Origin of the sequence: Trichococcus ilyis, from assembly GCF_900109135.1 — a bacterium.
Taxonomy (GTDB): domain Bacteria; phylum Bacillota; class Bacilli; order Lactobacillales; family Aerococcaceae; genus Trichococcus; species Trichococcus ilyis.
This window is the reverse complement of sequence record NZ_FNYT01000006.1, coordinates 1-23,665: the sequence shown is the minus strand read 5'-3', so window position 1 is coordinate 23,665 and position 23,665 is coordinate 1. Positions and strand designations below refer to the sequence as shown.

The following is a 23,665-nucleotide window of genomic DNA, read 5'->3' as shown; positions in this document are numbered from 1 at the left end:
CCCGGAGTTCGGCCGACCGCCACACAACTCTCCTCCGGCCAGCATTCGCTCACAGGAGTTGACGTACCCGGCACGAGAGTGTCCTCCGATGAGCGCCCTTCTCATCGGAGCTGGCGCTCACCTTCGGGCAGCAGCCCTCCAGCCGGAGGACAACACACCAAAAGATCATCACCTCCGACCACCGCGGCTTCGCCGGAGTTCGGCCACGCACCAAGCCGCCTCCTCCGGCCAACATTCGCTCTCCGGAGTTGAACTCCCGACGCGGCGCTGTCTTCCGATGAACGCCTTCTCATCGGAGCTGACGCCCAGTTCCGGGCAGCAGCCCTCCCGCCGGAGGAAAACCTCCCAAAAAGATCATCACCTCCAACCACGGCGGCTCCGCCGGAGTTCGGCCTTCCCACCACGAATCCTCCTCCGGCCAGCATTCGCTCACAGGAGTTGGGCTACCCGTCGCAAAACCGTCTTCCGATGAGCGCGATTTTTGTCGGAGGACGGCCTCCGCCCTTTTCCAAGAAGAATCCCGATTTTTGAGCATGCTGAAAAGACCGATGGAATCGTCCCATCGGTCTTCAAAATAGTGTATTTGAATGTCTACCTGACTGATTTCTCCGTTGCTGTTTGCTGTGCCTCAACAAATCTGATTTCGACGCGCTTGCCCAAAGCTTGCGCGATGTCTTCAAGCATCGAGAATGACGGTTCCATTCTGGCGCTTTCGATCCGAGCGATGGTCGAACGCGATTTATTGACTTTTTTAGCGAACGCTGTCTGATTCAACCCTGTCTGAGCTCGTAATTCGAACAACAGATCCGCAAAGTCGAGCTTTGCCTGTTCTTCTGCAAATGCCTGTTTGAATTCCGCACTTTCGGAACTGCGTCTCTTGATGGCTTCGCTGTTCTTGCTCATTCTTCATTCCTCCTTTTGATGCCAGCGGACCTGAATGCATTTTGGACGGACTTTGCTCTGCTGAGTTTTGATTTTTCACTGTTTCTATCATACAACAAATTGTAGCAAGTATGCTACAAAAATGCACTCAATTGATTTTAAACAATCAAAACTCCCTTTCACAAATTTCTCCACTTCATCGCATCGATATGCGCTTGTTTCGTTGCGTCATCCACCCGCGCATACCGCGACAGCTCGTTGTGGATCTGCTCGATTTCCAAAGACGTAAAAATTTCCGGCCGCCGCGCCATGTCCTCCATGATTTCGTCCATCAGCTCATTCCGGTTCATCACCTTCACATCCGCCGAACGCACAAGCATTTTCTTGAGGACGCAATCCTCGCCGAAAACAATATAGGAAAGGAACACCTCGTCGCCCAGCCCCAGATGCTGCTTCAGGACGCCGATGTGCTTCTTGTTTTGCCAAATCGGATTGTAAAATTGATAATGCCTGCCGCCCCTGAATGTTTGTTTCCAGTACCGATTGTTCTCATCACCGAAAATCCAGCCGCTGTAATCCTTCGATTCAAAAACGTAAATGCCCGTCGCCGAAACCATAATCAGGTCGATTTCGGTGGTCGTTCCATCCGCTTTGGGCAAATAAACGTTAACCAGCATTTTGTGCTGCTCGCCCAAATTCTCCAAGCACGAATAGGTCAAAAACTCGCCAAAATTTCCTGGGTCGAACAGGGTAGCCAAAACACTGTTGCCGCTCGCATCGTTGTACGCAGTTCTTCGGTATCTATTGTGACCTGGATATTTTTTCGGTTTCGGTGAAAGTTCACTCAAAAATATCCGCAAGACGATTCCCAGAAGCAAAATCACAGGCAGTATTTCCAATTTCAGCAACTCCTTTTCAGGGAACATGAGCGGCTTCGACGCATCCAACAATAATATACGCGACTCCTAAAAGATAGCTTCTCAGTGTTTCGATCTTAATTGATTTCATAAAGGATTCTCTTGCGCTCACCGAATACATCCAACAAAAAAAGCTCCACCATCTGTAAACCTATCTAGAGGATTTCAGAGGTGGAGCCTTATTAATTGCCCAGTATATGGGCATAAAAAGTTATCAATTGTTCAGATGGATATGTTATCCCCCTACATGCCTCTTCACTGGCTATTCAAATGCAACAGACACGGTCATACTTATCTGTTTGTCTCTGACTTCATCAGCTTTTTCGCGGAGATATTTATCCACTCCGGCTGGAATTTCTTTAAAAAAATGAAAATCTATTTGGTATCCGTTGATATGATAATTGGGCATCAGCGATTGGATATCCCCATTCACAATCCTTTCAATATAATAATCCAACTTGAACTGCAGAATCTCAAAGATATCACTAGAGGCCCCCTGAAACTCTTCAAATCGCATCTGCAGCAGAACCTTCGATTCTGACTCTAACTTATAAATTCCATCAATATTAAAAGTATCATGCATATCCATTATTCTTTCCTCCTGTATGCTTATTGGTCACACTTTTTGCTAAAATATTCACGCCCTGCCCAAACACTCATACAATTCCTCTGCCAACTTCGCGCTTTCCAGCCGGATGAAGCTGGCATCGGTGGCGGGGTTTCCGAGGACGTCGATGCTGCCGTACCAAACGATTTCGCGATCGATAAGGACGCATTTTGGCCCCGTCGTGTCCTGTTGCAGTACTTTGATTCCCTTTTCCGTCAATGAAGCAATCAGTTGCAACCGGTTGGAGCGATGCTGCGGGTTTGTAATGACGTCAGCGCTCTTCGTTATTACACTAACCGCTACGGTCTTCGGAATGCGTGTTTTAACAGTATTCAAAAACGTCGCCACCGTTTTGCCGGCCAGCGCAGGACTGACCACAACGATTTCGTTCTTGGCAGACAGCAGATCCCGCTTCAGGTCGTCGGCGTAATCTTTCCCTGTATACATCAAACTGCGGCCGCCCGCCTCTTGGTCAGCCAGCTCCACCGTATAGCCGATGCCAGTATACCCTGTCAGCCGTTTGCGGTACATCCGCTCCAATACCGGAACATGGATATCGACATAATCGTAGATGCGGACCTCCGATTTGCCTTCGTACAGGCGATGCAAACGTCCGGCGTATTGGTGCAGCCGGCCTTTCCAGGAAATCGGCATCGCCAAAAAGAGCGTATCCAGGCGCGGTTCGTCGAAGCCTTCGCCAATGTAGGAGCCGGTCGAGATGATCGTCAGCGGTCGATCCGTTGGTATTTCGCGGATTTCCCGCAGTTTTTCGCGTTCCGTCTTCCGGCCCATTCCGCCCGTCACAGCGACCACTTCCGGGATTTCCGTGCGCAGCAGCTCTTCCAGTCGTTTCACATGCGCCACCCGTTCCGTCAGGATGATGGCGTTCCTTCCCTCGCGGTAGTTTTTGACGATATCCGCAACCATTTTGCCGTTGCGCTCTTCATTTTCGGAAATCTGCTGATAGACCTGCTGCAGGGACATCTCTTGCCGGATTGTCGGATCGAACGCTGTGAATTGCATCCTTACTTTGTGGTCGAACGGCCTCTCCTTCGCTTGTTTCTTCGCATTATCCTTATAACGGATCGGCCCGCACTGCATATAGACGATTGGCTGCAGCCCATCCTTCCGGGTCGGTGTAGCGGTCAAGCCATAAACGTACTTGGCCGCAGCGGCCTGCAGAACCTGCTCGAAGCTGAAGGCAGACAGATGGTGGCACTCATCCACGATGATCATCCCGTAATCCTGGAGGCATTCATGGACCTCGCCTTTGTGGTAAAGGGATTGCAGCAAAGCAATGTCGATCTTTTGGGTCAGCTTTTTCTTTCCGCCTCCCAACTGCCCGACCAGTTTTTTGGCCTCCTTTTCGTTCTTGGCATTCGGGAAATCGAGGAATGCCTGGATTTTCTCCTGCCACATACTGACCAAATTCGTTTTATTCACGACAATCAAGGTGTTCACTTTCTTCTCGGCAATGATGTTCAATGCGCATACCGTTTTGCCGAACGCGGTCGTGCCGCACAGGATCCCGTTATCGTGCACAAGCATATTGGCCACCGCTTTTTCCTGTTCCGGCCACAACTTTCCTTTGAAAGCCACATGTAATTCATCACCACTGACGGTATCATCCGTCACCGCTACCGGGATATCCAAGGCTTTAAACAAGGCCATCACTTTTTCTCTATAACCGCGCGGCAGACCAATATACTGCGCATCCTCCGCACCGCATGAAATCAAGCGGGCAATATTATGTGTGGACATCCGGCTGGCCTGCGCTTGGTAGAACGCAGGATTATGAAAGACCGCCATCCTTTTCAAATGACTCAACGCGTGCTCCGTCAATCCGGCTTTTTCGATATAGACGCGGTTGGCAAGCGTGATCTGCACTAGACCCGGAAAATCCGCCTTTGTCAAAACAATCTGCTTCTTCCGCCACGGTTTCATCGTTTCGCTTGCCTCGGAATTTTCGGAAAAATCTTCGGTCCCGTTTTGCGTATGCAGTTTCTTCACGAGTGATGAGACAGCTTCAGCCGGAATTCTCTTGATGCCGGCGAGATAGGCCCACTGGTCCTCGTAAGACCGGAACGACTCATCAACAAATTCACTGTTCCCATGCAGCCGTGCCTTTTTCTGCAGCGGCAAGGCGATCAGATTGCCGAACCCGCCTTTCGGAAGGCTATCCTGATTCGGAAAGAGCCGGTCAAAAGATGAAAACGTAAGGTCATGTCGGCGATTCATGGCCGCAGTGAGCAGCGCAGTTCCCAGCTCCCTGGCAGTCTTTGCGAGCACAGGATCCTCAAAGAAGAACCACACATGCGCGCCGTTACCGGATTGTGAACGTTCAACGCTCACCGGGATTTCAAAGTCCTTGCACACTTCCCGCAGCACTTCGGCATCCCGTTGCCATTCCCCCTTGTCCAAGTCAATAGCCAAAAAGTGACAGCTGTCATCCAGTGCCTGCCGCACTCGCGCCACCTATTTTCCGAATCAAAAAAGCCGAGGATTATGATTCCTCGACTGCATCCATGCGTTTATTCAATTGCATCCTGTAATTTTCGTTCTTAATTTCGCCCTAGTTAGAACGGCAAATCGCTTTCTACATATCCATTATAGCAATCAGCATATGCCAAATTATCATCAAGGTATACTTCTATTCGATATTCCATTAAGGGCGTCCCTATTTTACCTCTAAAAATCCCATCACAATTATGATCAGGTAAAATTACTTCTTTAGTTTCCCCGGACTGCAAATCGGTCATTTTGATTTTCAGATTGAAAATTTTATCCCCCAACCCATTGTTGAATGACAGCATTACTTTATCACTTGATAGCTCTGCTTTGCTGACGTACGTCCAAAGCGAGAAAAACATAATCTGCTTATTATCAACTCTAATTTTGTCTGCATACATTTCTTTTTCTGTGGGTCCCAAAAAACTCAAAAGTGTGTTCTTTTCTGACTGGCTCCTGACAATAATAAATTTTAATGCCTCATCCAGCTTCAGTTCGTCCGAAACTACGATTTCCGCATGTCTGCAAGCGACTATCTCATCTCTTTCATGACTCTCAAATGGACCCTCATGATATATCTTAGAAAATGGCAGCTCACTGAATTGCTGAGGTGTCTGAAGCAATTCATGGTTTCCGCTTTTAGCGAGACTATTTTTTGTAAAATAACAATTTGGTTTCTGAAGGGTTTCCGCTAAATCAAACAGGAAGAATACCGGAAATGGGCAATGGGCCTGCAACGATCCTAAATTCGCTTTACTCCTGAATCCCTCATTGTTGTATTGGGTAGGCGTTCTCGGCCTAAAGTAGAGGCGAACATATTTTTTCCATTCGTCGTCCGTCTGATTAATGACATCTGTGCTGGCATTTTCATTTTCCATTATGCCTGATTCCAATGCTTTGTTCCGGGACACCAACATCCCGCTCTGTAAAATCGAGACCGCATTGTTCAGATTGGTAAAGTGGAAACAAAATGAGGTCCATACGTTTTTCTTATCGCGGTTCAACCAATCAGCGATTTAGCATTTCGTAACTCACTAATGACCTCGCCAAAGGATGTAACAGAATCACTCATAATGTTATTCCCTCTCGATCTGCGGAATCTATTTCGGGCAGTTCGCTGTTTTTAACAGTCAACCCAAAGATGGCTTTCCCGTTTGGATCGATGACCTTAGCCATCTCAATATAATCCAATTTTCCCAACAGATTGAATACGAGGCGCAACTCCTCGTTGCGATTGAAATGTGACGGGAAATCCGTATCCCTTATGAATTTGGTCTCTCGCAATTTGATCCACAACTCGAATAGATCTGCTTGATAGAAAATGTGCTTCTTCCCATCACTAGTCATGAGAAGATACGGTTCTGAGTCTGGATCATAACTGAAATCTGCTTTGCCAGCTGAATTTTTTGAAGTGATTTCCCAATGCACATCATTGATGACCAGTTGTTTGTCTGTTTCAACAGCATCCACCAAGTCATCCCATACTTGTTCCACACTTAAACTACTTGGGCTGCTTTGTAGCCATTTTTTTGTTTCTTGAACATTCATGTGTTCTGCGCCAGCTGTATTTTCACTGTAAATATGTATGAATATATCAATTGGAAGATCTTTTAAGTATTTTTCCATCAAAGGTCTGACTTCATCTTCCCATTTCAGCCCGCCATTTCCACAGCCTAATTGCGGAAACGAGACGGAAGTTATACCTTTTTCTTCATATGTTTCCACGAATTTCTTAAGCCCTTGTTCGATGTAATCGATTTCGGATGGGTTTCGCCAATGCTTTTTTGTTGGAAAATTTAGGATCCACTTTGTATCTGATTTATAGATCCAAAGCTTGCCGATATCCAACAAATGTTGCTCACAAAATTTTTGATATTGCTTATACATATCCGGATAGATTTCTTTGTATCGTTTCGCAATACCTTTTCCCATCACTCCGACCGTGTTCACGGTATTGACAATCACTTGCGCGGGACTTTTGAAAATATCCTGTTGGACATACATTAACATTTGATATCCCCCATTTTATCTTTACTTTGTCTTTACTTTCAGTAAAGTATAACATACGATTCCCACATACAATCCATCTATTCAGAAAAAGAACAACTCAAAATTGGAGTTTCCAGCCATCTCCGGTATACAATAATCTCGACGGAAAACGGAATCCAAAAAGGCGATTACCTCCGGCCACCGCGGCTTCGCCGGAGTTCGGCCGACCGCAAATTACTCTCCTCCGGCCAGCATTCCCTCCCCGGAGTTGGTCGATCGGCGCAGTGCTCTCTTCCGGCCAAAACATTCTCACCGGATAAGAACAGCTCTCGGGCACACTACTCTTCTCCGGCAGCGTCACCACCTCAATACCCCAACGCAATGTCCCTGTCATAGATGGCATCGGCGGTGCGGAGGCCGTCGTCCCACCAGTTGCGTAGGATGTTGTCGAGGTAGGCGTAGGATTTTGCGCCGTAGCGGCCGGCCCGCATGAACGCATACGATAGGATTTCTTCATCGCCGAAATAGCGGGCCCATTGCTGCAGGCCTTCGTGGATATGGGCAGTGTATGGCGTTTGGGTGCCAAAGTGGGCGATCCATTTTTCGCGCCAGTAGTTGAAGTCATTTTTCTGATTTTTCGCTGTTATATTTAATTCAATATCATCTTCATCCTCTTCAAAAGAATTATTTTTTTGATTGTTGTTTGTAACACTGTTCTTATTAGCGGTATGTTTCGCCATATCAGACGGATCCGCCGGCTGGTCTCCCATAGCTTCAAAATCAGGCAACGGCTTTGCGAGCTCCGTTGCCTTTTTTGTCGGTTTAGTTTGGTCTCTAGTCAATTTTTTATTGAGTACATACAAATTGTTGGTGAATTTCCCTTCAGGCGTCGCATGTTTTTCAATAACGATATAGCCTTTTTCGATCAAGCATTTTCTGTGCTTATGGAAGCGTTCCTTACCGATATTAAGATCGTGGCACATCAGCTCGACAGACGGATAAGCCGTGTCGCCCGCCCCCGCATAGGATGCGATATAGCTATAGATCGCCTTCGCTTCAATCGTCAACTCCGTGTCCCTCATCACAAATTTTGCAATCGTTCCGTAGCCCATACAATAAATATCAATCTCGTTCGTCACATCTGTCATCCTGATCCCTGCTTCCGTTTATGATATCGGCCGAAGCGGCAGCGGCATGCCCGCATTCGATTCCTGCCCTCACCATAAAAGACGGCGGAGGGATAATGATGTGTAACCCCTCCAGCGATATTTCTGGTGCGCAGAATAATTCGCTCCGTTTTTCGATAACTTTTTGTGAATGGTCGCTTTGCCGGAGAGCAGAATCCATAAAGACGATTACCTCCGACCACGGCGGCTTCGCCGGAGTTCGGCCTCCCCACCACGCACTCTCCTCCGGCCAGCATTCGCTCACGGGAGTTGAGCTATTCGGCGCGAGGCCGTTCTCCGACGAACGCCCTCTCGTCGGAGCTGACTTCCTCCTCCGGGCAGCAGCCTTCTCGCCGGAGGATAACACCCAAAATGATCATCACCTCCGACCACCGCGGCTTCGCCGGAGTTCGGCCTCCCCACAAAGCAGCCTCCTCCGACCAGCATTTGCTCACCGGAGCTGACGCCCAGCTCCGGCAGACAGAAAAGACCAGCGCGGCCGTGCCTCGCTGGTCTTTCGCGGTTCAATTCTTCCGGTATTTGTCTTCAATGATTGTATAGTTGTCGTGGTTGATCTGGTTCCACTCGGTCTTCTTGTAGTTCAGGAGTTTCAGGAAATTGTTGATCCAGTCGGGGTCGTACTCCCTGAATTCCTGCGAGTCAGCCCATTCTTTCGTTTCCTCATATTCGGGGTGTGATGGATCACGGTAGATTTTCAGGAACTCCTCGAAGCCGCCCATTCCGCCGACATCTTCTGGCGGGGCAGTTTCGGCTCCGTCGAGCAAAGTCGGGTAGCCGAAGTGATAATCGTGTACGATTTGTTCGAGGGTAATCCGGAACTCCCAGCCGTCGCCATAATCGTACGAATAGCGGATTTCTTTGTATTTTTCCAGATAGTTGTCGATTTTCATCCGGGATGGTTGGCGCACAACGGTTTTCATCAAGCTCTCCAGATGGGACCGCTCAAATGATCCAGGTGGCGCAAGTCTTAGTCGTTCTTCATACTGCTTCTTATTTTTCTTATAATATTGATATTCCTCAAAGCTTTCTTCGTCATTCGTGACTGAAATGTTTTCCGCCGATAGGTTGAAGTCGTAGAGATGGTAGTCGCCGTCAGGGCCGCCGCTCAGGAAATTGGTCACGGTTTGGATGACGTCGTGCAGGCGCCGGAACGTCGCGTCAGCTGGCATGATCACCCTGCGCCAGATCAATGGATTGGAGTCTTCAAGTTCGATTTTGATGATGTATGCTTTCATATTAAGGTCCTCGCTTTCTCAAGTATAGTCACTAGTTGCGCCACTTCATCGCATCGATATGCGCTTGTTTCGTTGCGGCATCAGCTAGGGCGTACCGCGACAATTCGTTGTGGATTTGGTTGATTTCCAAGATACTCAGCCGAATCGCCAAAGAATTCAGGTCATGCTCGATTTCCCTACTCAGCATATTCCGATTCATGACCTTCACTTCCGGTGAGCGGACGAACATTTTCTTCAATTCGCAACGTTCGCTAAAAATGATATAGGAGCGGAATACTTCGCTTCCCAAGCCAAGATGGTTCTGCAAAATACTGATGTGCTTTTTGTTCTGCCAAATCGGATTGTAGAAACGAAACTTTTTCCCGCTCTGGAATGATTGCGTCCAAAACTTAGTGTTTTCATCCCCAAATATCCAGCCGCTGTAATTCTTCGACTCGAATACATAAATACCCGTTTCGCTGATCATGATCAGATCGATTTCGGCGGTGGTGCCGTCTCCTTTCGGCAAATAAACGTTGGTCAACAATTTGTGCTGCCCGTCCAGACGTTCCAAAGAAGTGTATATTAGATACTCTCCCTTTTTTCCGGGATCATTTGCTGTATCGAAGAAACTATGCCCACTTGCGTCTTTGTAGCCGGAAGAATCATAACGTTTTTTCTGATACAAATGTACACCATATATGAGCATAAATACAAAGAGTAACGATTCCAAAACAGTTAGCTCCTTTCACATAGAAATTGGGCGTTCATTTATCCATAGTCGCTTTTTCATTTAGATCAATATACGATTGTCCCATGCAATCTTTGGTCTCAAACACTTCTGGATTCTCTATGATTCCCCACAATCCCCAATATTGCCTCCCCATACTTCTCGCACTTAACATCCCCAAACCCAGAAATCTTCTTGAGCTCATCCAAATTCGCAGGCATCGCCGCAATCACCGCTTCAAGCTGGAGATTATTGTATACATAAAACGCCTTGATGCCTTCCGCTTTGCTGGTTTCGTAGCGATACTGCTTGAGCGCTTTGTATAACGGCGTTTCTGTGATGTCAATTTCGGCCTGATCCGGCAGTACTTCGACCCCTTCATCACTCACCTCACCACTATCCCCAAGTATATATTTCGCCGCATAATCAACCGGATTCTCCTTATGCAGCCCCACAAAGAACTCCGCCATCTCATACATCTCTTTTTCCGAAGATGCCCAATCTTTATTTTCATGCAACAATTTCTTGATGTGCGCAATCAGCTGGTCGCCTCGGATAATCTGGTCTTTGATCTCTTTCGGTGCCCGCTTCAGGTTGATGACGGTCTTCGGATTCGCAAGCACGATCACGGATTTATGAAGTTCGCCGAAGGACTTCTCAAGTGCGGCACGCATCACCGGATTCTTTTTGTTCGCCAACCGCAACACTTTGATCATCTCCATATGCCGCACATTCTGGGTAACCGGGCTGTAAATGCCCTCCTTTTTGCGTTTCCCATTGAAGTCCAGCTCGCGGATGAACTCGCCCCGGCTGTTGACTTCGAGGTTGCCGAAGAGATTTTTGCACTCGACGATCAGGCAAAACTTGGTCGTTATGATCAAATAATCGATCTGTGCCGATAACCCCTCGTGCTCGAGGCGCAGATCGTGCAGCACGATGATCGGCAGGTAGCTGTTCTGCAGCTCGAACGCGATGGCCTCCTCCCCCGCGATGCCGTACGCGAGCAGCTTGATGTCGCGCTCGATCTGCGCCTTCACCTCGTCCGGCGCGCCCGCCTGCAGCTCCCGCAACCGCTCCAGCTGCTTCCGCGCATCGCTGTCCGCCTTGTAGAAATCCGGCCTCTTCAGATGCACCGGCTTCTGCGTGACCACTTCCTTGATTGCATCAAAAATCCCCATCCCATCCTCCGATCCCGTTCACTATTTATTTTCCCGTAGATGTAAAATGATAAATGTGTGCCCGGAAAAATAACCCGATACTGACGTCCCGAAATACTTATCGCATCAATAGCTGGCGAAACATTTTTCAATTTACCCTAAACAATTAGTTCTCTATCAATTTTACTACATTCAGCCGGATTAAACTATGATTAAAAAAATTATTCATTCCCTGCCGGTTATGCTCCGACGAAGGCGGCTCTGCCGGAGGAAATCCTCCCAAAAGCTCATCACCTCCTACCACCGCGGCTTCGCCGGAGTTCGGCCTCCCCACCAAGCAACCTCCTCCGGTCAGCATTAGCTCACCGGAGTTGAGTTACTCGGCGAAGGAAATCCGCAATGAAAAATGCACTAAACTACCCGCACTCACCGTATCAGTGTGGGTAGTTTAGTGCATCCGCTTATTTGTTTCATTCATAGTGCCTCTTATTTGAATCCCAGTTCTTCACAAATTGATTTTCTTTGATTATCGCTTGAAAAGGCGGATCCAAAAAGGATATTATCAATCGAACGACCTCATCCAGGTCCATTTCATATTTCAGAACCTTCTTGCAAAAGACATTCCATCTCGTAATAATGTCATCATTCGAAATCAGTCGCTCAATAACTTGTATGGAGTCCTTCTCGAAAGGAGTCGCTCTTTTTGAAAATGTTTCATAGATTGCTTCTTGAATTTTTCTGCCTTCGAAGTCAAAGGATGTCGCGAGATAGTATATATCATAGAAATCTTTCATCCGCCCCGTCGCCTCCATGAACCGAATGATTGCATCAAGTTTTTCTGAAATCGTTGATTCCAGAGAATAGGTGAGAATCGTAGGTTTTTCGAAGCCATCCAGCAAAACAGGTAGCGTTCTTTTTAATGCTGATGGAACGATTGTATCTCCTACACCGAAATCAATGCTGAAGGGCGTTTTTGTTTTGCCCAAGTAGCCTATCATATTTACACGAATGCCGTGATATTCTTTCATTTCACTGATAGGTTCAATGCTGCGGAGCTCAATCTCCATAAAATCATTTGTGCTCTTTTGCTCTATGATCGAACGAACTAATTTCTCAACGGAATCCATCTCATTTGAATGATTTTTTAACAAGTAATCAGCATCAACTGTCGGTCGCGTTGTGAAGCCGCTGATTGAGTACAAGAGAAAGCCCCCTTTCAGAATAAGCTGATCCCTGTGATTACTCTTGGCCAATCTCCTGATAAATTCTTCTTGAAAAAATAAGTTCAGCAGTTGCTGAAAGGCAATACCTTCTTCTTTTGCTCTATTTTTTAACCTTGCCAATATGGATGCACTTGAAGGACCCATCAAAGCCACTTTCCTATCTGCGATTGCATTTTTTTTGTGATATTTAAAGCTTCTGCGTATTCGACAAGATGCCTTACATTCTTTTTCGGATCCTTGATGTACCGCATGATCGCATTCGAAAACACTTCTCTCTCAAGTTTTTTTTCATAACGCAAAAGATCGCAGATGGTACGGTCCCTATCAAAAATCTTGACTTCCACTCCTTGGATTTCATACGTTGCAACGCCTATGCTAAGAAACTTGGGTTCCTGATAGAAAGGCTGCAGCAGCGGATATGTGATATCGTACTGACTTTTTTCACTGTTTCGGTCGACCGCTATCTGCCAGGCGGTCGGAATTCTGTCCGTATAGCCATAATGCAGAAGTGCGCTCTCGAGAAATAGGATTGCATTCGGGAATAGTCTCGCAATGATGATCTCTTCCGGATTCACTTCACCCGCGAGTTCATAGTACCCTTGCTTAATTTTTGATATTTCGCCTTCATCAACAAGTTTTTTTATTTGACGACTGGAAAGACCCAGTGATTTCAACTCTGCTGTTTTCAGGACTCCGCCGTGTTTTTTAAATTCCTCTATTAGCTTGTTTTTATCGACCATCTTCGCACCTCATTATCCGCATCTAAATCCCAATGCGGGTATCTAAGTGCAACTTTATCACTATTCGAACCATTTATCAATATATTCACTGCCGTGTTAGAGAGCTTGAAGCTTAGTTAGATCAGTTTGTAAGATCTCCAGAGCTGTAATCCAGACCGAACTATCATCGCCTACACTGATAGTATACGCATTCACCCATTTGAACTTTTTTTGATTTTTTTTTGCAGATACTCTCGCGTAACGATAATTAATTTTGCTCCTACTGAAGGTTGTTTCGCCGGAGTTCGACATCCCATCACGCATTCTCCTCCGGCCAGCATTCTCTCCCCGTAGGACAACATAAACAAACCCCTGCAACTCCGACGAGAGCTTCCTCGTCGGAGTTGCAGGGGCTATATGATCAAATAATTTTCCCTTTATTCCACCTTATTCATACAACAATTCTTATACTTCTTCCCGCTGCCGCATGGGCACGGATCGTTGCGGCCGATCTTCACTTTTTTCTCAAAAGGGACGACATTCGAAGCGACCGCGCGGTACGGTTTTTTCGGCAATGGACGCAGGTGCGGCTTTTCGAATTCCTCAAAAATCTCCTGGGGCGTATTGCCGTTATGTTCCCAACGGCGAATATGATTCGACATGTCCATCATCAGGCGCATCATTTCATTGACCTGCTGTTCATTATCGAACACGACATTTGCACGCTCCAACGTCTCAGACACAAATGACATACCAAAATCCAACTCGAAAGCATCACGGATTTCCTCGCAAAGCTCCTGGGCCTTGACCCCATCACCACCAAGCAAGTTTTTTCTCACGTAATCATAAAAAGCCTTATATTGCTTCGTCTTCTCAAAATAAAAATCGTCCGTATAGCGCAAAAGTTCCTCTTTCGCCGGAACATAGTAAGGTTTATTCCCCTTTTTCTCAAGCATCGATTCAAATTCATCAAACTCCAGAATCGTTTCGTGAACGAAATAATCCTTGTGGGGATAAGTATGCCCCCTTTTCAGTTCCGCCGGCGGATTCTCGAGATACGCCTCCACTTCCCCCAAGCTGATTGGCTCCTCGTTTTGGGTATTGTAAATCTCCACCAAAATATCCTTCTGGATCATTCCGTACAAGTTGCTCAAAGCAATGATATAGTCCGTCAATTGATTCATGCTGTCACTCCGCTCAGGTTTAATTTTGCATTCCTTCTCCTATCCATTTTACTATAGAGAACCATGAGGAATACAGAATAACCTGAAAAATAATGGAGCTTTTTATACTCCTCCGGTTAGAAGCACCTCTGCCGGAGGAAATCGCCCAAAATATCATCACCTCCAACCACTGCGGCTTCGCCGGAGAACAGCCTCCCCACCACACAGCCTCCTCCAGCCAACATTCGCTCCCCGGAGTTGAACTCCCGGTGCGATCCTCTCCTCCGATGAGCGTCCTTCTCATCGGAGCTGACGCCCAGCTCCGGGCACAGCCCTCCCGCCGGAGGAAAACATCCAAAAAGATTATCACCTCCGACCGCGGCGGCTTCGCCGGAGTTCAGCCTCCCCACCACGCAGTTTCCTCCGGCCAGCATTCGCTCCCCGGAGTTGAGCTACCCGGCGCAACTCCGTCTTCCGATGAGAACCTTCCTCATCGGAGCTGACGCCCAACTCCGGGCACAGCCCTCCCGCCGGAGGAAAACATCCCAAAAGACGATCACCTCCGACCGCGGCGGCTTCGCCGGAGTTCAGCCTCGCCACCATGCAGCCTCCTCCGGCCAGCATTCGATCACCGGAGTTGACGTACCGGCGCAACACCGTCTTCCGATGAACGCCCTTCTCATCGGAGCTGGCACCCAACTCCGGGCACAGCCCTCTAGCCGGAGGAAAACATCCCAAAAGACGATCACCTCCGACCACCGCGGCTTCGCCGGAGTTCAGCCTCCCCACCACGCAGTTTCCTCCGGCCAGCATTCGCTCCCCGGAGTTACCCGGCGCGATCTGTCTTCCGACGAGCGCCCGCCTCATCGGAGCTGGCGCCTAGCTCCGGGCAGGGGTCCTGTCGCCGGAGGAAAACATCCCTAAAAATCATCACCACCGACCGCAGCGGCTTCGCCGGAGTTCGACCACCCGCCGCGCATCCTCCTCCGGTGGACATTCCCTCACCGGAGTTGAGGTGCCGTCATCTACTAATTGATTCATCAAAGAATCCATATTTGAGAAATTTTCTCAAATATTTGCTCGGCGCATATATTTAGGTTATGATGTGGGTGAGGTGATGACAATGCTACACCAATTTACGTTTAAAAATTTTAAATCGTTCAAAGAAGAAACCACACTGGATATGCTGGCTTCTTCCATAAAAGAGCATCCTCAAGATGTTGTGACGGATGTGATGGAAGAAAAAGTATTGAAAGTTGCAGCGATTTATGGTGCAAATGCTTCCGGTAAAAGCAACGTTATTGAAGCGTTTGCCACTATGAAAAATCTGGTTCTTTATTCCTTTAGACAAAATATTTTTTCGACAAAGAATGATATTGAGCCGCATTGGTTTGAAGAGAAGAATGTTCCTACTGAGTTCAATGTTATTTTTTCTACGGGAGGCGATATCTATCAATATGGATTTTCAGTATTGGAGGGTGTGATTCTTGAGGAATATCTTTATCAGAGGGATCCGAAAGTAAAAAAAGAAACCTTCATTGAACTATTCAGTAAAAACGGTGAGACTTTATCGGGGGAACTGCTCAGCAGTATAGGGACCCAGAATATCCTCGAGCTCATTGAAGAAGACACTTTGCTGATTTCTGTGATATCCAAATTAAAGATTCCATTTGCTCAAAATGTTTTTGATTGGTTCAAAGAGGTGAGAATCATTGATTATGGAAATCCTAGAAAAGAACTGGGACTTTCGCACTTTACACGAGGAAATGTAATCGGAAATCCATTGCTCAAACTATTGGAGAATGAAGCAGAGAAAAAGAAACTGGAAAAATTTATCCAAGCCATTGATGTGGGCATTGATAAACTGGGGATCGTCCAAGATGTATTAAATGAGGATTCTCTATCTGAGCGAAGCACCAGAGAATTGAAACGCATCGTGACCTACCATAAAAATCCCAAAACGAAGGAATTACTTATGACCCCGCTTGAAAGTGAATCCAGTGGGACATTAAAAATGCTGATGCTGTACGTGGATCTGAAGACTGTTCTTGATAGCGGCGGCATTATTTTTGTTGATGAATTGGATGCGAAACTGCATCCGTTGCTGATCCGTTATATCATCATCATGTTTCACGATGAAAAGATGAATCTAAACCACGCACAATTGATCTTTTCAACGCAGGAAATATTTACCCTTGATAAGGATAATTTCCGAAGGGACGAAATTTGGTTCGCTGACAAAAATGACGAAGGAGTTTCTGAACTCTACTCATTGGTTGACTATGTGGATGAAGAAGATAAAAAAGTCCGCAATGATGCCAGTTACGGCAAAGATTACATATTGGGCAGATACAAATCCATCCCAACACTGCGACGAATCGAGGATATCGATGGCTAAGAAAATTGGAAAGAAGCAACGGAAAGCAAAACGAATTCTGGAACCCGCCAGTTATTTCATTGGATCTGAAGGAACGAAAACAGAAGTTCTTTATTTTAAATGGATTGTCGATAGATTGGAAAAACAATATTCAGGATTCCAAGGCAGAATCGAAGTCCCCTCTTTTCACATCAAAGGAATCGGATCCAGCAATCTGCGCCTGTTGGATGATATAGAAGAATACCTGAAAAACGATCCCATGCTTTACGAAAATGTCTGGGCAGTGTTCGACAAAGATGACGTTCCGCTCGCCTATTTTGATAACGCTCTGACAGTTGCCGCCAGTAAAGGATGGCATACTGCTTGGTCCAATGACTCTTTCGAACTTTGGTACCTCTTGCATTTCGAATTTTTACAATCTGGAATAACGAGAGAACAGTACAAGCAAAAGCTGACTTCTCATTTTCAAAGAAGAGGTATCGCCAAATACGAAAAAAATAACCCATTACTAATCGAGGCTCTTTACCCATTAAGCAAAACAGCAATCAGAAATGCTTCTCGGTTAGAACAAAATTATGACGATTGGGTTCCCGCTTCACAGCGAATCCCATGCACTACTGTTCATCATTTGGTCCAAGAATTGATAGATTTGGAAAAGAACATTGAAAAATTAAAGCAACAGAGCTAACGAAAAATAACCCACTGCTATCTGAGTGACATAGCAGTGGGTTATTTTCTATTTGCAACGTGGTGTTTTCCGCTGCCGGAGAACAGAACTCGAAAAAATCACCACCTCCAACCACCGCGGCTTCGCCGGAGTTCAACCTTCGAAAAAAAGCTCAACTCCGGCCAGCGTTTGCTAGTCGGAGTTGAGCTTTTTATGCGGATTCTTTCCTCCGGTCAGGGCAGGCTTCACCGGAGCAAGCATGCCCTCCAGTTTCATCATCAATCGCAGCCATCAACGGATCTCGATGTGCACATCTTTTCCCAAGCCCTTGGCGATTTTGATAAGGAAATCCAGCGAAGGGTTGTAGGAACCACTTTCGAGCCTGGAGATGTTGGACTTTCTGGTTCCGGCTCTTTTTGCCAGCTCTTCTTGGGTCATCTTCATACTTTTCCTTGCTTCGATGATTTGGGAAATCAATTCGTATCTGGGCTGCAGTTTGTTGTATTCATCCTCAAATGCTGCATCATCCATAAGTTGCGCTTTGATGTCGTCGAACTTTACTCCTGCAGCTTTTGTTTTAGCATCCAAATTACTCATCACTGCACCTTCTTTCATAATCCTCTTTATACTTCCTTCGCCCAAAGGTTATCATATACGATAACTATATTCAATAATCACTATCGACTTTCTGAGACAAATGGATGAGCTATGAGAAAAAGGCTGTCATTTTTGGTGATGGCATAACCGTGGTATTTTAGATAATTAGGGTCACCATCGACTGGCCAACTCTTCCAATCGATAATTTCGGCCCCAATATCCCCATCACTAATAATATTTGCACTTACCCATCTGAGCTTTTTGTTGATTCATATTTTTGTGCAAACAAGTCCTCGTAGCGGTATCTCATTCTCCTCCGACTAAGGCTTGTTTCGCCGGAGGAAAACTTCCCAAAAGACGATCTCCTCCGACCGCCACGGCTTCGCCGAAGTTCGCCACCCCACCGCGCATCCTCCTCCGGCCAACATTCGCTCCCCGGAGATTAGCTCGCTGGCGCAACCTCTCCTCCGATGAGCGCCAGCCTAATCGGAGCTGACGACTTCCTCCGGTGAACGAAGGCTTCGCCGGAGTTCGGGCATTTCGTTGGAATCTCAACTCCGAGGAGGATGGGCTCCCCGGAGTTGAGTTGCTGGGGAGCACCACTATCTTCGGCGGCCAGCCGCCGGCCGGATGTGAGAAATGGCAGGCGCACTGTCTTCCGGCGAGCGTCAGTCTCGCCGGAGGACGGGACGACAAATAAGCTCCCCGGCGTATTTCACCGGGGAGCTTTATATATCTTAGAACGCAACCGACTTATCGATAAACCTCCGACTGACAACTGTTGAAACCGCCAGCACCACGCTGGTCAGCGCGAGGATCAATCCGGTTATTTGCAGCGAATTGAAGGCTTCTACGCTGGCTATAAATCTGGACGCCATCAGTTCTCCGAGCACACCGGTCTTCTGAACCGCTATCCCGCCAAGCGCGAACACGCCCATGATCAGGAACAGCAGCATGCGGGCTTTCTCGGTTCCGTAGCGCAGGTACAACGGCGTGATGACGGCCCCGTAGAGGCAACCGAGAAAGAATCCGACCAACGCGGTATAAAGCAAAGCTTGCCCACCCACCTGCAGCTCCGGATCAAATCGCATCATCACAAAGATCAAAAAGATCGACACCACGGCGGCAGTCAGGGAAGCCGCCAGAACGAGCAGCTCTTTTTGGATCACATAATCCTTCTTGCGCGTCGGCAAGGCGAACAAGTAAAGAAACCCGTGATTCTCCTGATCGAAGAAAATCGTCGAGGCCGCGGTCGTGACGAAGAAGAAAGTCATGAAGATGAAAATGACCGGAACTGATTTGATCGTGTAGGCGTTGAACGCGGCGATCACCATGAACAGCAGGAACGTCTTCAGCTGTTTCTGCAACAGCAGCAAATCTTTCACCCAAAGGCCTTTCATAAACGCTCACCCTCCATTATCAGCAGCAGAATTTGGTCGATCGTCGGTTTTTCGACGATCACTTTCGGGAAGTTCTCCATGTAGAACAGCCGTTGGTCCGTCAGCAAGTCGTAGCCGTAGTTGGTGCGCTTGCGGTACAGCAAGTGCTCCCGATCGAGCCGCCCCAGTGCCTCATCATCCACCTTCAGGACGCCGTAAGCATCCAGCAGCCGGTCGGTCTCCTCGTGCAGCAGGATTTTGCCGGCCTTCAGGTAATAGATGTCGTCGCAGAGCTTCTCCAGATCACTCGAGATGTGCGAACTGATCAGGATGCTGCAGCGCGGATGGTCGCCGAGGTAGTCCTGCAGCAGGTCGAGGATTTCATAGCGCGCACTAACATCAAGTCCGCTCGTCGGTTCATCCAAAATGAGCAGCTGCGCGCCGTGGGACAAGGCCGTCAGCGTCTTCAACTTCGCTTTCATCCCGGTGGAGAACTGCTTGAGCGGCTGTTTGTCCGGCAGGCCGAAAGCGGCGCACTGAGCCAAAAAGTAGCTTTCGTCGAATTTCCGGTAAAAGCTTTTCAACAGCCGGTTGAGGTCCCTTATCGTGTAGATGTCGTTGAAAAAGGATTCCGCCAGCACGGTGCCGATGTCTTCGCGGTCCGTCAGCGACAGCGCTGCGATGTCCTGCCCGTTGATCTTGGCGCTGCCGGCTGCGATCGGAACCAGGCCCAGCAGCGCTTTGAAAAGCGTCGTTTTGCCGGCGCCGTTCTCCCCGACGATCCCGGTGATTGTGCCCTCCTGCACCTCCAATGAACAGTCCAACTTGAAATCCGGATACGTCACGACGGCGTTTTCCATTACTATCATGTTCATTCCTCCTCCAGAATCACCGCGACCAGATCCGCCAGCTCCGTTATGGAGATGCCGGCCTGCCGCGCTTTCTTGATCACTTGCTCCAACTCCGCCTGCGTGCTGTACAGCAGGTTTTCCCTTTTAGCGTGCCTGTTCACCGCCAGCACAAAGCTGCCTTTGCCGTGGACCGTCGCGATGAAGCCCTCTTGCTCCAACAGATCGTAGGCCTTTTTGACGGTGAGCGCGCTGGCCTTGATCTCCTTCGCCAGCACCCGCACTGAGGGCAGGGACGCATTCTCCTGCAAACTTCCTTCCAATATCAACGATTTGATCTGATTCACCAACTGCTCGTAGATCGGTACCATCGAATTGTGCTGAATCATGACTTTCATCCGAGACGACCTCCCTCCCTTTCGATAAACAGTATACAACAGTGGTTAACAGATGTAAACAGGCAAACGAAAAAAGCCCGCCTCGATTAGAGACGGACACAGTGACTTGGTTAGGTGCTGCACGAACGCCGTGCCAACTCCGGCGATGTTGTCTGCCGGAGTTGGTGCATTTTCCGAAGATCGTTTTCCTCAAGCAAACTAATAATTTGCTACTCCAACTGGACACTCAAATATAATAATTAGCATTGATAATTTGGATATTATGCTTGTTTGCGGAGGCTTACAATATCATTCAACATATTTAGAATCGGTTTAAAATTATCAAAGTCTATTTCTCGGTAATTACTAGATATGTATTTAGCGAAGACCTCTTTGCCATAAAATTTATTATTGTCTGATGTTTTGTTTCTAGAAAAAAATTTCCCGTTAATCTCATGGGAAAGTGTCTCCCGATCAAACAAATCTTCAATTTCACATTCAGTTTTATTACTTACTAGTGGATTTGTCATTAAGTACAAATTATCTGTTAGTTTTGTATTTAATTTCTCTTTTATACACTGACTTAGGCCATTTAATCCAGCATAGTTTACAAATTTGTAAAGAGGTTTCTCCTTGTTAGTAAGTTCGTTATCGAAAATTAAAATTACCGGTTTTGTCGGTATATTTCCACTTAACTCCTTAAAATACTTGCAAAAGTTGGGGAATTTATTATTTTCTTTATCTGAATAAAACTTGTATATATTCTTCATTGTATCTGCACCGTCTAAATGTATATTTAAAAAATATCTCAATCTTTTCGACTTCCTTAAGAACGACACTTTAAAATTAAAAGTTCCATCACTGTTTTTTGTAACTAAATCAGGATATTCAATATACAAATTTTTTAAAGCTGCTTTTATGTAATCGATGTCCGTTTTCCCTTCGGTAATAACCAGCGGCTTATTATTATTAAAAAAATACTTGTAAAATAAAAATTTTTGATACTGCTTTTCCCTTGAGTTCAAACTCCAGAAGTTATGCTCCAAACCATCTCGTTTATTGTTGTACCAATCTAGTTGATTAATAAAGGCAAATCTTCCTTCGAGTTGATTGACTGATCCTTCCTCGTTGTCTATCTCAAAAGAACCGCTTTTGTAAAGTTGATATGACATAGCTCTGGATTTTTTGTAATACTTCCTGTTCACGCTTATTTTTTCATTTACAATCAATCCAGTAACTTCTTGTCTGGAATCACGGAATAATATTCGAGTTTTCTTGTTATTAACTTTGAAGCCACTTCGTTCTATTTCTTTAGTAACCTCACTTAGAAACTCTGATTGCTTATCCAGAAAAGGTTTATTATTAGTCGAAAAAGTTAAATCATCAGCATACCTAGTGTAATTTACCTTGTACTTCGTAGCAATCTTCAAGAGCCTTATATCAATCATATTACAAATTAGGTTGGTAATAATTGGCGAACTTGGCGCTCCTTGTGGTAAAACTCCTCGATAACAAGCTAACTGCGCAATAATAGTTGCCACCTCTGACGATAATTTAAAGTCTCGATTTTTTTCAAAAAAACCTTTTACTCTCCCAAAATGGATGCTACCGAAAAAATCTTCTAAATCAATATTCAAGACTATTCGTCTGTTTCTGTGAATTATTGCATTAGTGATAATACTTTTTTCTTTTTCAAAAGCATGAGACATGTTGGAATCTATCCCATTATTCATTCGAATTTCTTTTTGACATTCCCACAATAATTCAGATAATTTTTTTTGAAGGTTTTTTAGGTCTTCTATTGGAGCATTGATATTTCTAAAATCCCCATTTTTCTTTGGTATTTGAAATGACGTATACATTTCATCTACATGCTTCACATATAAAATATAGGATAATTTTTGTCTGGGAATTTCCAAAACATCCGCAAACTCATTTCTAGTCTTAATTTCCATCAACTTTTTCATTATGATTCTCCTAAAATAAAAAAAAAGCGTGTGGCAACTCATTATGCAAAAGCATATTGTGCAATAGTATACGGATAATCAAGGATGCTCATAGGATAAGCAAATCTTACCACCATTTGAGTCAAGGCTTGCGAAGCACAAGCCAAAAATCTAACCACACGCGTGTTGATAATAATTTTACCAAAAAATTTGATTATATCAAGAATATTATATTAATAATTCAAAAAAAAATTAGTATGACAACAATTTTTTGAAGTACAAAGCACTTTTATAAGTGCTTAATTATTTAATTTTTTAATTACACTTGCAACTGAATTCTCATACTTATCCAGATTTTCTTTAACGATATCCGCTGCAATCATATCCGTAATTATTTGCATATCAATCCGCTCCAATTCGGTTTCCTTGATCGAAACAGCGACGCCGCGGCTTTTCAGCTCGTTGATGTTTTCGGAATCTTCGAGCACGCCTTCCCTTTCGATCAGCACCAGGTTTCGTTTGGAAAGAAGCGACTCAGCGATAGTACCCCAGCCGGCTTTGGCGATGACGGTGTCGCTGGCGGCGAGGTAGTTGTGGGTGTCGAAGGTTTCGATTGGAAGCTGGACGATGGTGGCGTTGCCGGTAGCGGTGATATTGATGCCGCTGGTAGCGAAAATGGTGCCGGTGTAGTTGTCGACTTGGATGGTGTCAAGGTCGGCGGATTTGCCACAGGTGATAAAGATGCTGGGGCCGTATTGGGCTTTGATGGCTGCGATGCGGTCGGAATTGAATTTGCGGGCGACGAAGCCGATCTGTTTTCTTGGGACGTCCAAGCCATTCGTCGGCAGCATCAGGTCGTATTCAATCAGGAGGTCGAGTTTTGCGTAGACTTCCCGGAAGCGGGCGATGATGGTTTTGGAAAGGTCGAGGTGCTCGTACTGCTCGCACCAGGTGAAGTTGGCGATGCCGATGTTGTGCACACCCAGTTGTTCTCCCACGAGGATGCCGATGTCGCTGATGACGCAGGCGACAGGCAGATCGCGCAAAATGGCGAGCTCGGCGGCGACGGTGGTGTCCCAGCTGGCGATGAAATCGGTGAGCTCGTGCTCGAGGCGCGGGATGTCGACCTGCAGGCTGTTCGGCTGGTTGACGAGGCCGACTTCGGTGCGGATGTCGTT

At 46.5% G+C, this 23,665-nt stretch carries 21 protein-coding genes; 2 read left to right on the top strand and 19 right to left on the bottom strand.

Annotated features, from left to right (window positions below; all coding sequences use genetic code 11):
• Window positions 1-591: 591 nt before the first annotated feature.
• The 13 genes from BMX58_RS04355 to BMX58_RS14905 form a co-directional block, all read right to left on the bottom strand.
• On the bottom strand, window positions 592-903 hold the full coding sequence (locus BMX58_RS04355) for a helix-turn-helix transcriptional regulator (RefSeq protein WP_068622529.1): 312 nt from the start codon (window positions 901-903) through the stop codon (window positions 592-594).
• A 158-nt stretch (window positions 904-1,061) separates the two neighbouring features.
• Window positions 1,062-1,781: a nuclease-related domain-containing protein gene (locus tag BMX58_RS04350; RefSeq protein WP_162268609.1), complete on the bottom strand. Its 720-nt coding sequence runs from the start codon at window positions 1,779-1,781 to the stop codon at window positions 1,062-1,064.
• Between the two features lie 280 nt (window positions 1,782-2,061).
• Window positions 2,062-2,388, bottom strand: a complete 327-nt coding sequence (locus BMX58_RS04345) for a hypothetical protein (protein WP_068622528.1) — start codon at window positions 2,386-2,388, stop codon at window positions 2,062-2,064.
• A 48-nt stretch (window positions 2,389-2,436) separates the two neighbouring features.
• Window positions 2,437-4,872: a TOTE conflict system archaeo-eukaryotic primase domain-containing protein gene (locus BMX58_RS04340; RefSeq protein ID WP_068622527.1), complete on the bottom strand. Its 2,436-nt coding sequence runs from the start codon at window positions 4,870-4,872 to the stop codon at window positions 2,437-2,439.
• Window positions 4,873-4,982: 110 nt separating this feature from the next.
• Window positions 4,983-5,918: a DarT ssDNA thymidine ADP-ribosyltransferase family protein gene (locus BMX58_RS04335; protein ID WP_162268608.1), complete on the bottom strand. Its 936-nt coding sequence runs from the start codon at window positions 5,916-5,918 to the stop codon at window positions 4,983-4,985.
• A gap of 64 nt (window positions 5,919-5,982) precedes the next feature.
• Entirely contained in the window at window positions 5,983-6,924 is a 942-nt protein-coding gene (locus tag BMX58_RS04330; RefSeq protein WP_068622521.1) for a macro domain-containing protein, read from the bottom strand.
• 344 nt (window positions 6,925-7,268) lie between these two features.
• Complete coding sequence (locus tag BMX58_RS04325; protein ID WP_084253854.1) at window positions 7,269-8,051, bottom strand: helix-turn-helix domain-containing protein; 783 nt, start codon at window positions 8,049-8,051, stop codon at window positions 7,269-7,271.
• A gap of 542 nt (window positions 8,052-8,593) precedes the next feature.
• Window positions 8,594-9,325, bottom strand: coding sequence for a plasmid pRiA4b ORF-3 family protein (locus BMX58_RS04315; RefSeq protein ID WP_068622516.1), 732 nt, complete (start codon window positions 9,323-9,325; stop codon window positions 8,594-8,596).
• Between the two features lie 31 nt (window positions 9,326-9,356).
• A complete protein-coding gene (locus BMX58_RS04310) occupies window positions 9,357-9,992 on the bottom strand; it encodes a nuclease-related domain-containing protein (protein ID WP_162268607.1) in 636 nt (211 codons plus the stop codon).
• Window positions 9,993-10,135: 143 nt separating this feature from the next.
• The gene (locus BMX58_RS04305) at window positions 10,136-11,212 is read right to left on the bottom strand and encodes an HRDC domain-containing protein (protein WP_068622514.1); all 1,077 of its coding nucleotides are present in this window, start codon (window positions 11,210-11,212) and stop codon (window positions 10,136-10,138) included.
• 449 nt (window positions 11,213-11,661) lie between these two features.
• Window positions 11,662-12,558: a nucleotidyl transferase AbiEii/AbiGii toxin family protein gene (locus tag BMX58_RS04300; protein WP_068622512.1), complete on the bottom strand. Its 897-nt coding sequence runs from the start codon at window positions 12,556-12,558 to the stop codon at window positions 11,662-11,664.
• Window positions 12,558-13,154: a type IV toxin-antitoxin system AbiEi family antitoxin domain-containing protein gene (locus BMX58_RS04295; protein ID WP_068622510.1), complete on the bottom strand. Its 597-nt coding sequence runs from the start codon at window positions 13,152-13,154 to the stop codon at window positions 12,558-12,560. The genes BMX58_RS04300 and BMX58_RS04295 overlap by 1 nt, the downstream gene beginning before the upstream one ends.
• Window positions 13,155-13,570: 416 nt before the next feature.
• Entirely contained in the window at window positions 13,571-14,317 is a 747-nt protein-coding gene (locus BMX58_RS14905) for a YecA family protein (RefSeq protein WP_162268606.1), read from the bottom strand.
• Window positions 14,318-15,413: 1,096 nt separating this feature from the next.
• Here BMX58_RS14905 and BMX58_RS04270 point away from each other — a divergent pair.
• Both BMX58_RS04270 and BMX58_RS04265 read left to right on the top strand, forming a co-directional pair.
• Window positions 15,414-16,694 carry an AAA family ATPase gene (locus tag BMX58_RS04270; RefSeq protein WP_239420536.1) on the top strand — a complete coding sequence of 427 codons (1,281 nt, stop codon included), beginning with the start codon at window positions 15,414-15,416 and terminating at the stop codon, window positions 16,692-16,694.
• Window positions 16,687-17,361, top strand: a complete 675-nt coding sequence (locus BMX58_RS04265; protein WP_068622501.1) for an RloB family protein — start codon at window positions 16,687-16,689, stop codon at window positions 17,359-17,361. Before BMX58_RS04270 ends, BMX58_RS04265 begins: the two co-directional genes overlap by 8 nt.
• 270 nt (window positions 17,362-17,631) lie before the next feature.
• Here the strand turns inward: BMX58_RS04265 and BMX58_RS04260 are convergent, their stop codons facing one another.
• From BMX58_RS04260 to BMX58_RS04235, 6 genes are all read right to left on the bottom strand, one after another.
• Complete coding sequence (locus BMX58_RS04260) at window positions 17,632-17,937, bottom strand: helix-turn-helix transcriptional regulator (protein ID WP_068622670.1); 306 nt, start codon at window positions 17,935-17,937, stop codon at window positions 17,632-17,634.
• Window positions 17,938-18,674: 737 nt separating this feature from the next.
• On the bottom strand, window positions 18,675-19,337 hold the full coding sequence (locus tag BMX58_RS04255; protein ID WP_068622499.1) for an ABC-2 transporter permease: 663 nt from the start codon (window positions 19,335-19,337) through the stop codon (window positions 18,675-18,677).
• On the bottom strand, window positions 19,334-20,185 hold the full coding sequence (locus BMX58_RS04250; protein ID WP_068622497.1) for an ATP-binding cassette domain-containing protein: 852 nt from the start codon (window positions 20,183-20,185) through the stop codon (window positions 19,334-19,336). The genes BMX58_RS04255 and BMX58_RS04250 overlap by 4 nt, the downstream gene beginning before the upstream one ends.
• Window positions 20,186-20,187: 2 nt before the next feature.
• A complete protein-coding gene (locus tag BMX58_RS04245; RefSeq protein WP_068622495.1) occupies window positions 20,188-20,562 on the bottom strand; it encodes a GntR family transcriptional regulator in 375 nt (124 codons plus the stop codon).
• A gap of 260 nt (window positions 20,563-20,822) precedes the next feature.
• Entirely contained in the window at window positions 20,823-22,508 is a 1,686-nt protein-coding gene (locus BMX58_RS04240) for a retron Ec67 family RNA-directed DNA polymerase/endonuclease (RefSeq protein ID WP_068622493.1), read from the bottom strand.
• Window positions 22,509-22,786: 278 nt separating this feature from the next.
• Window positions 22,787-23,665: glycosyltransferase (locus BMX58_RS04235; protein WP_093088789.1), on the bottom strand; the 879-nt coding region annotated here is incomplete at its 5' end.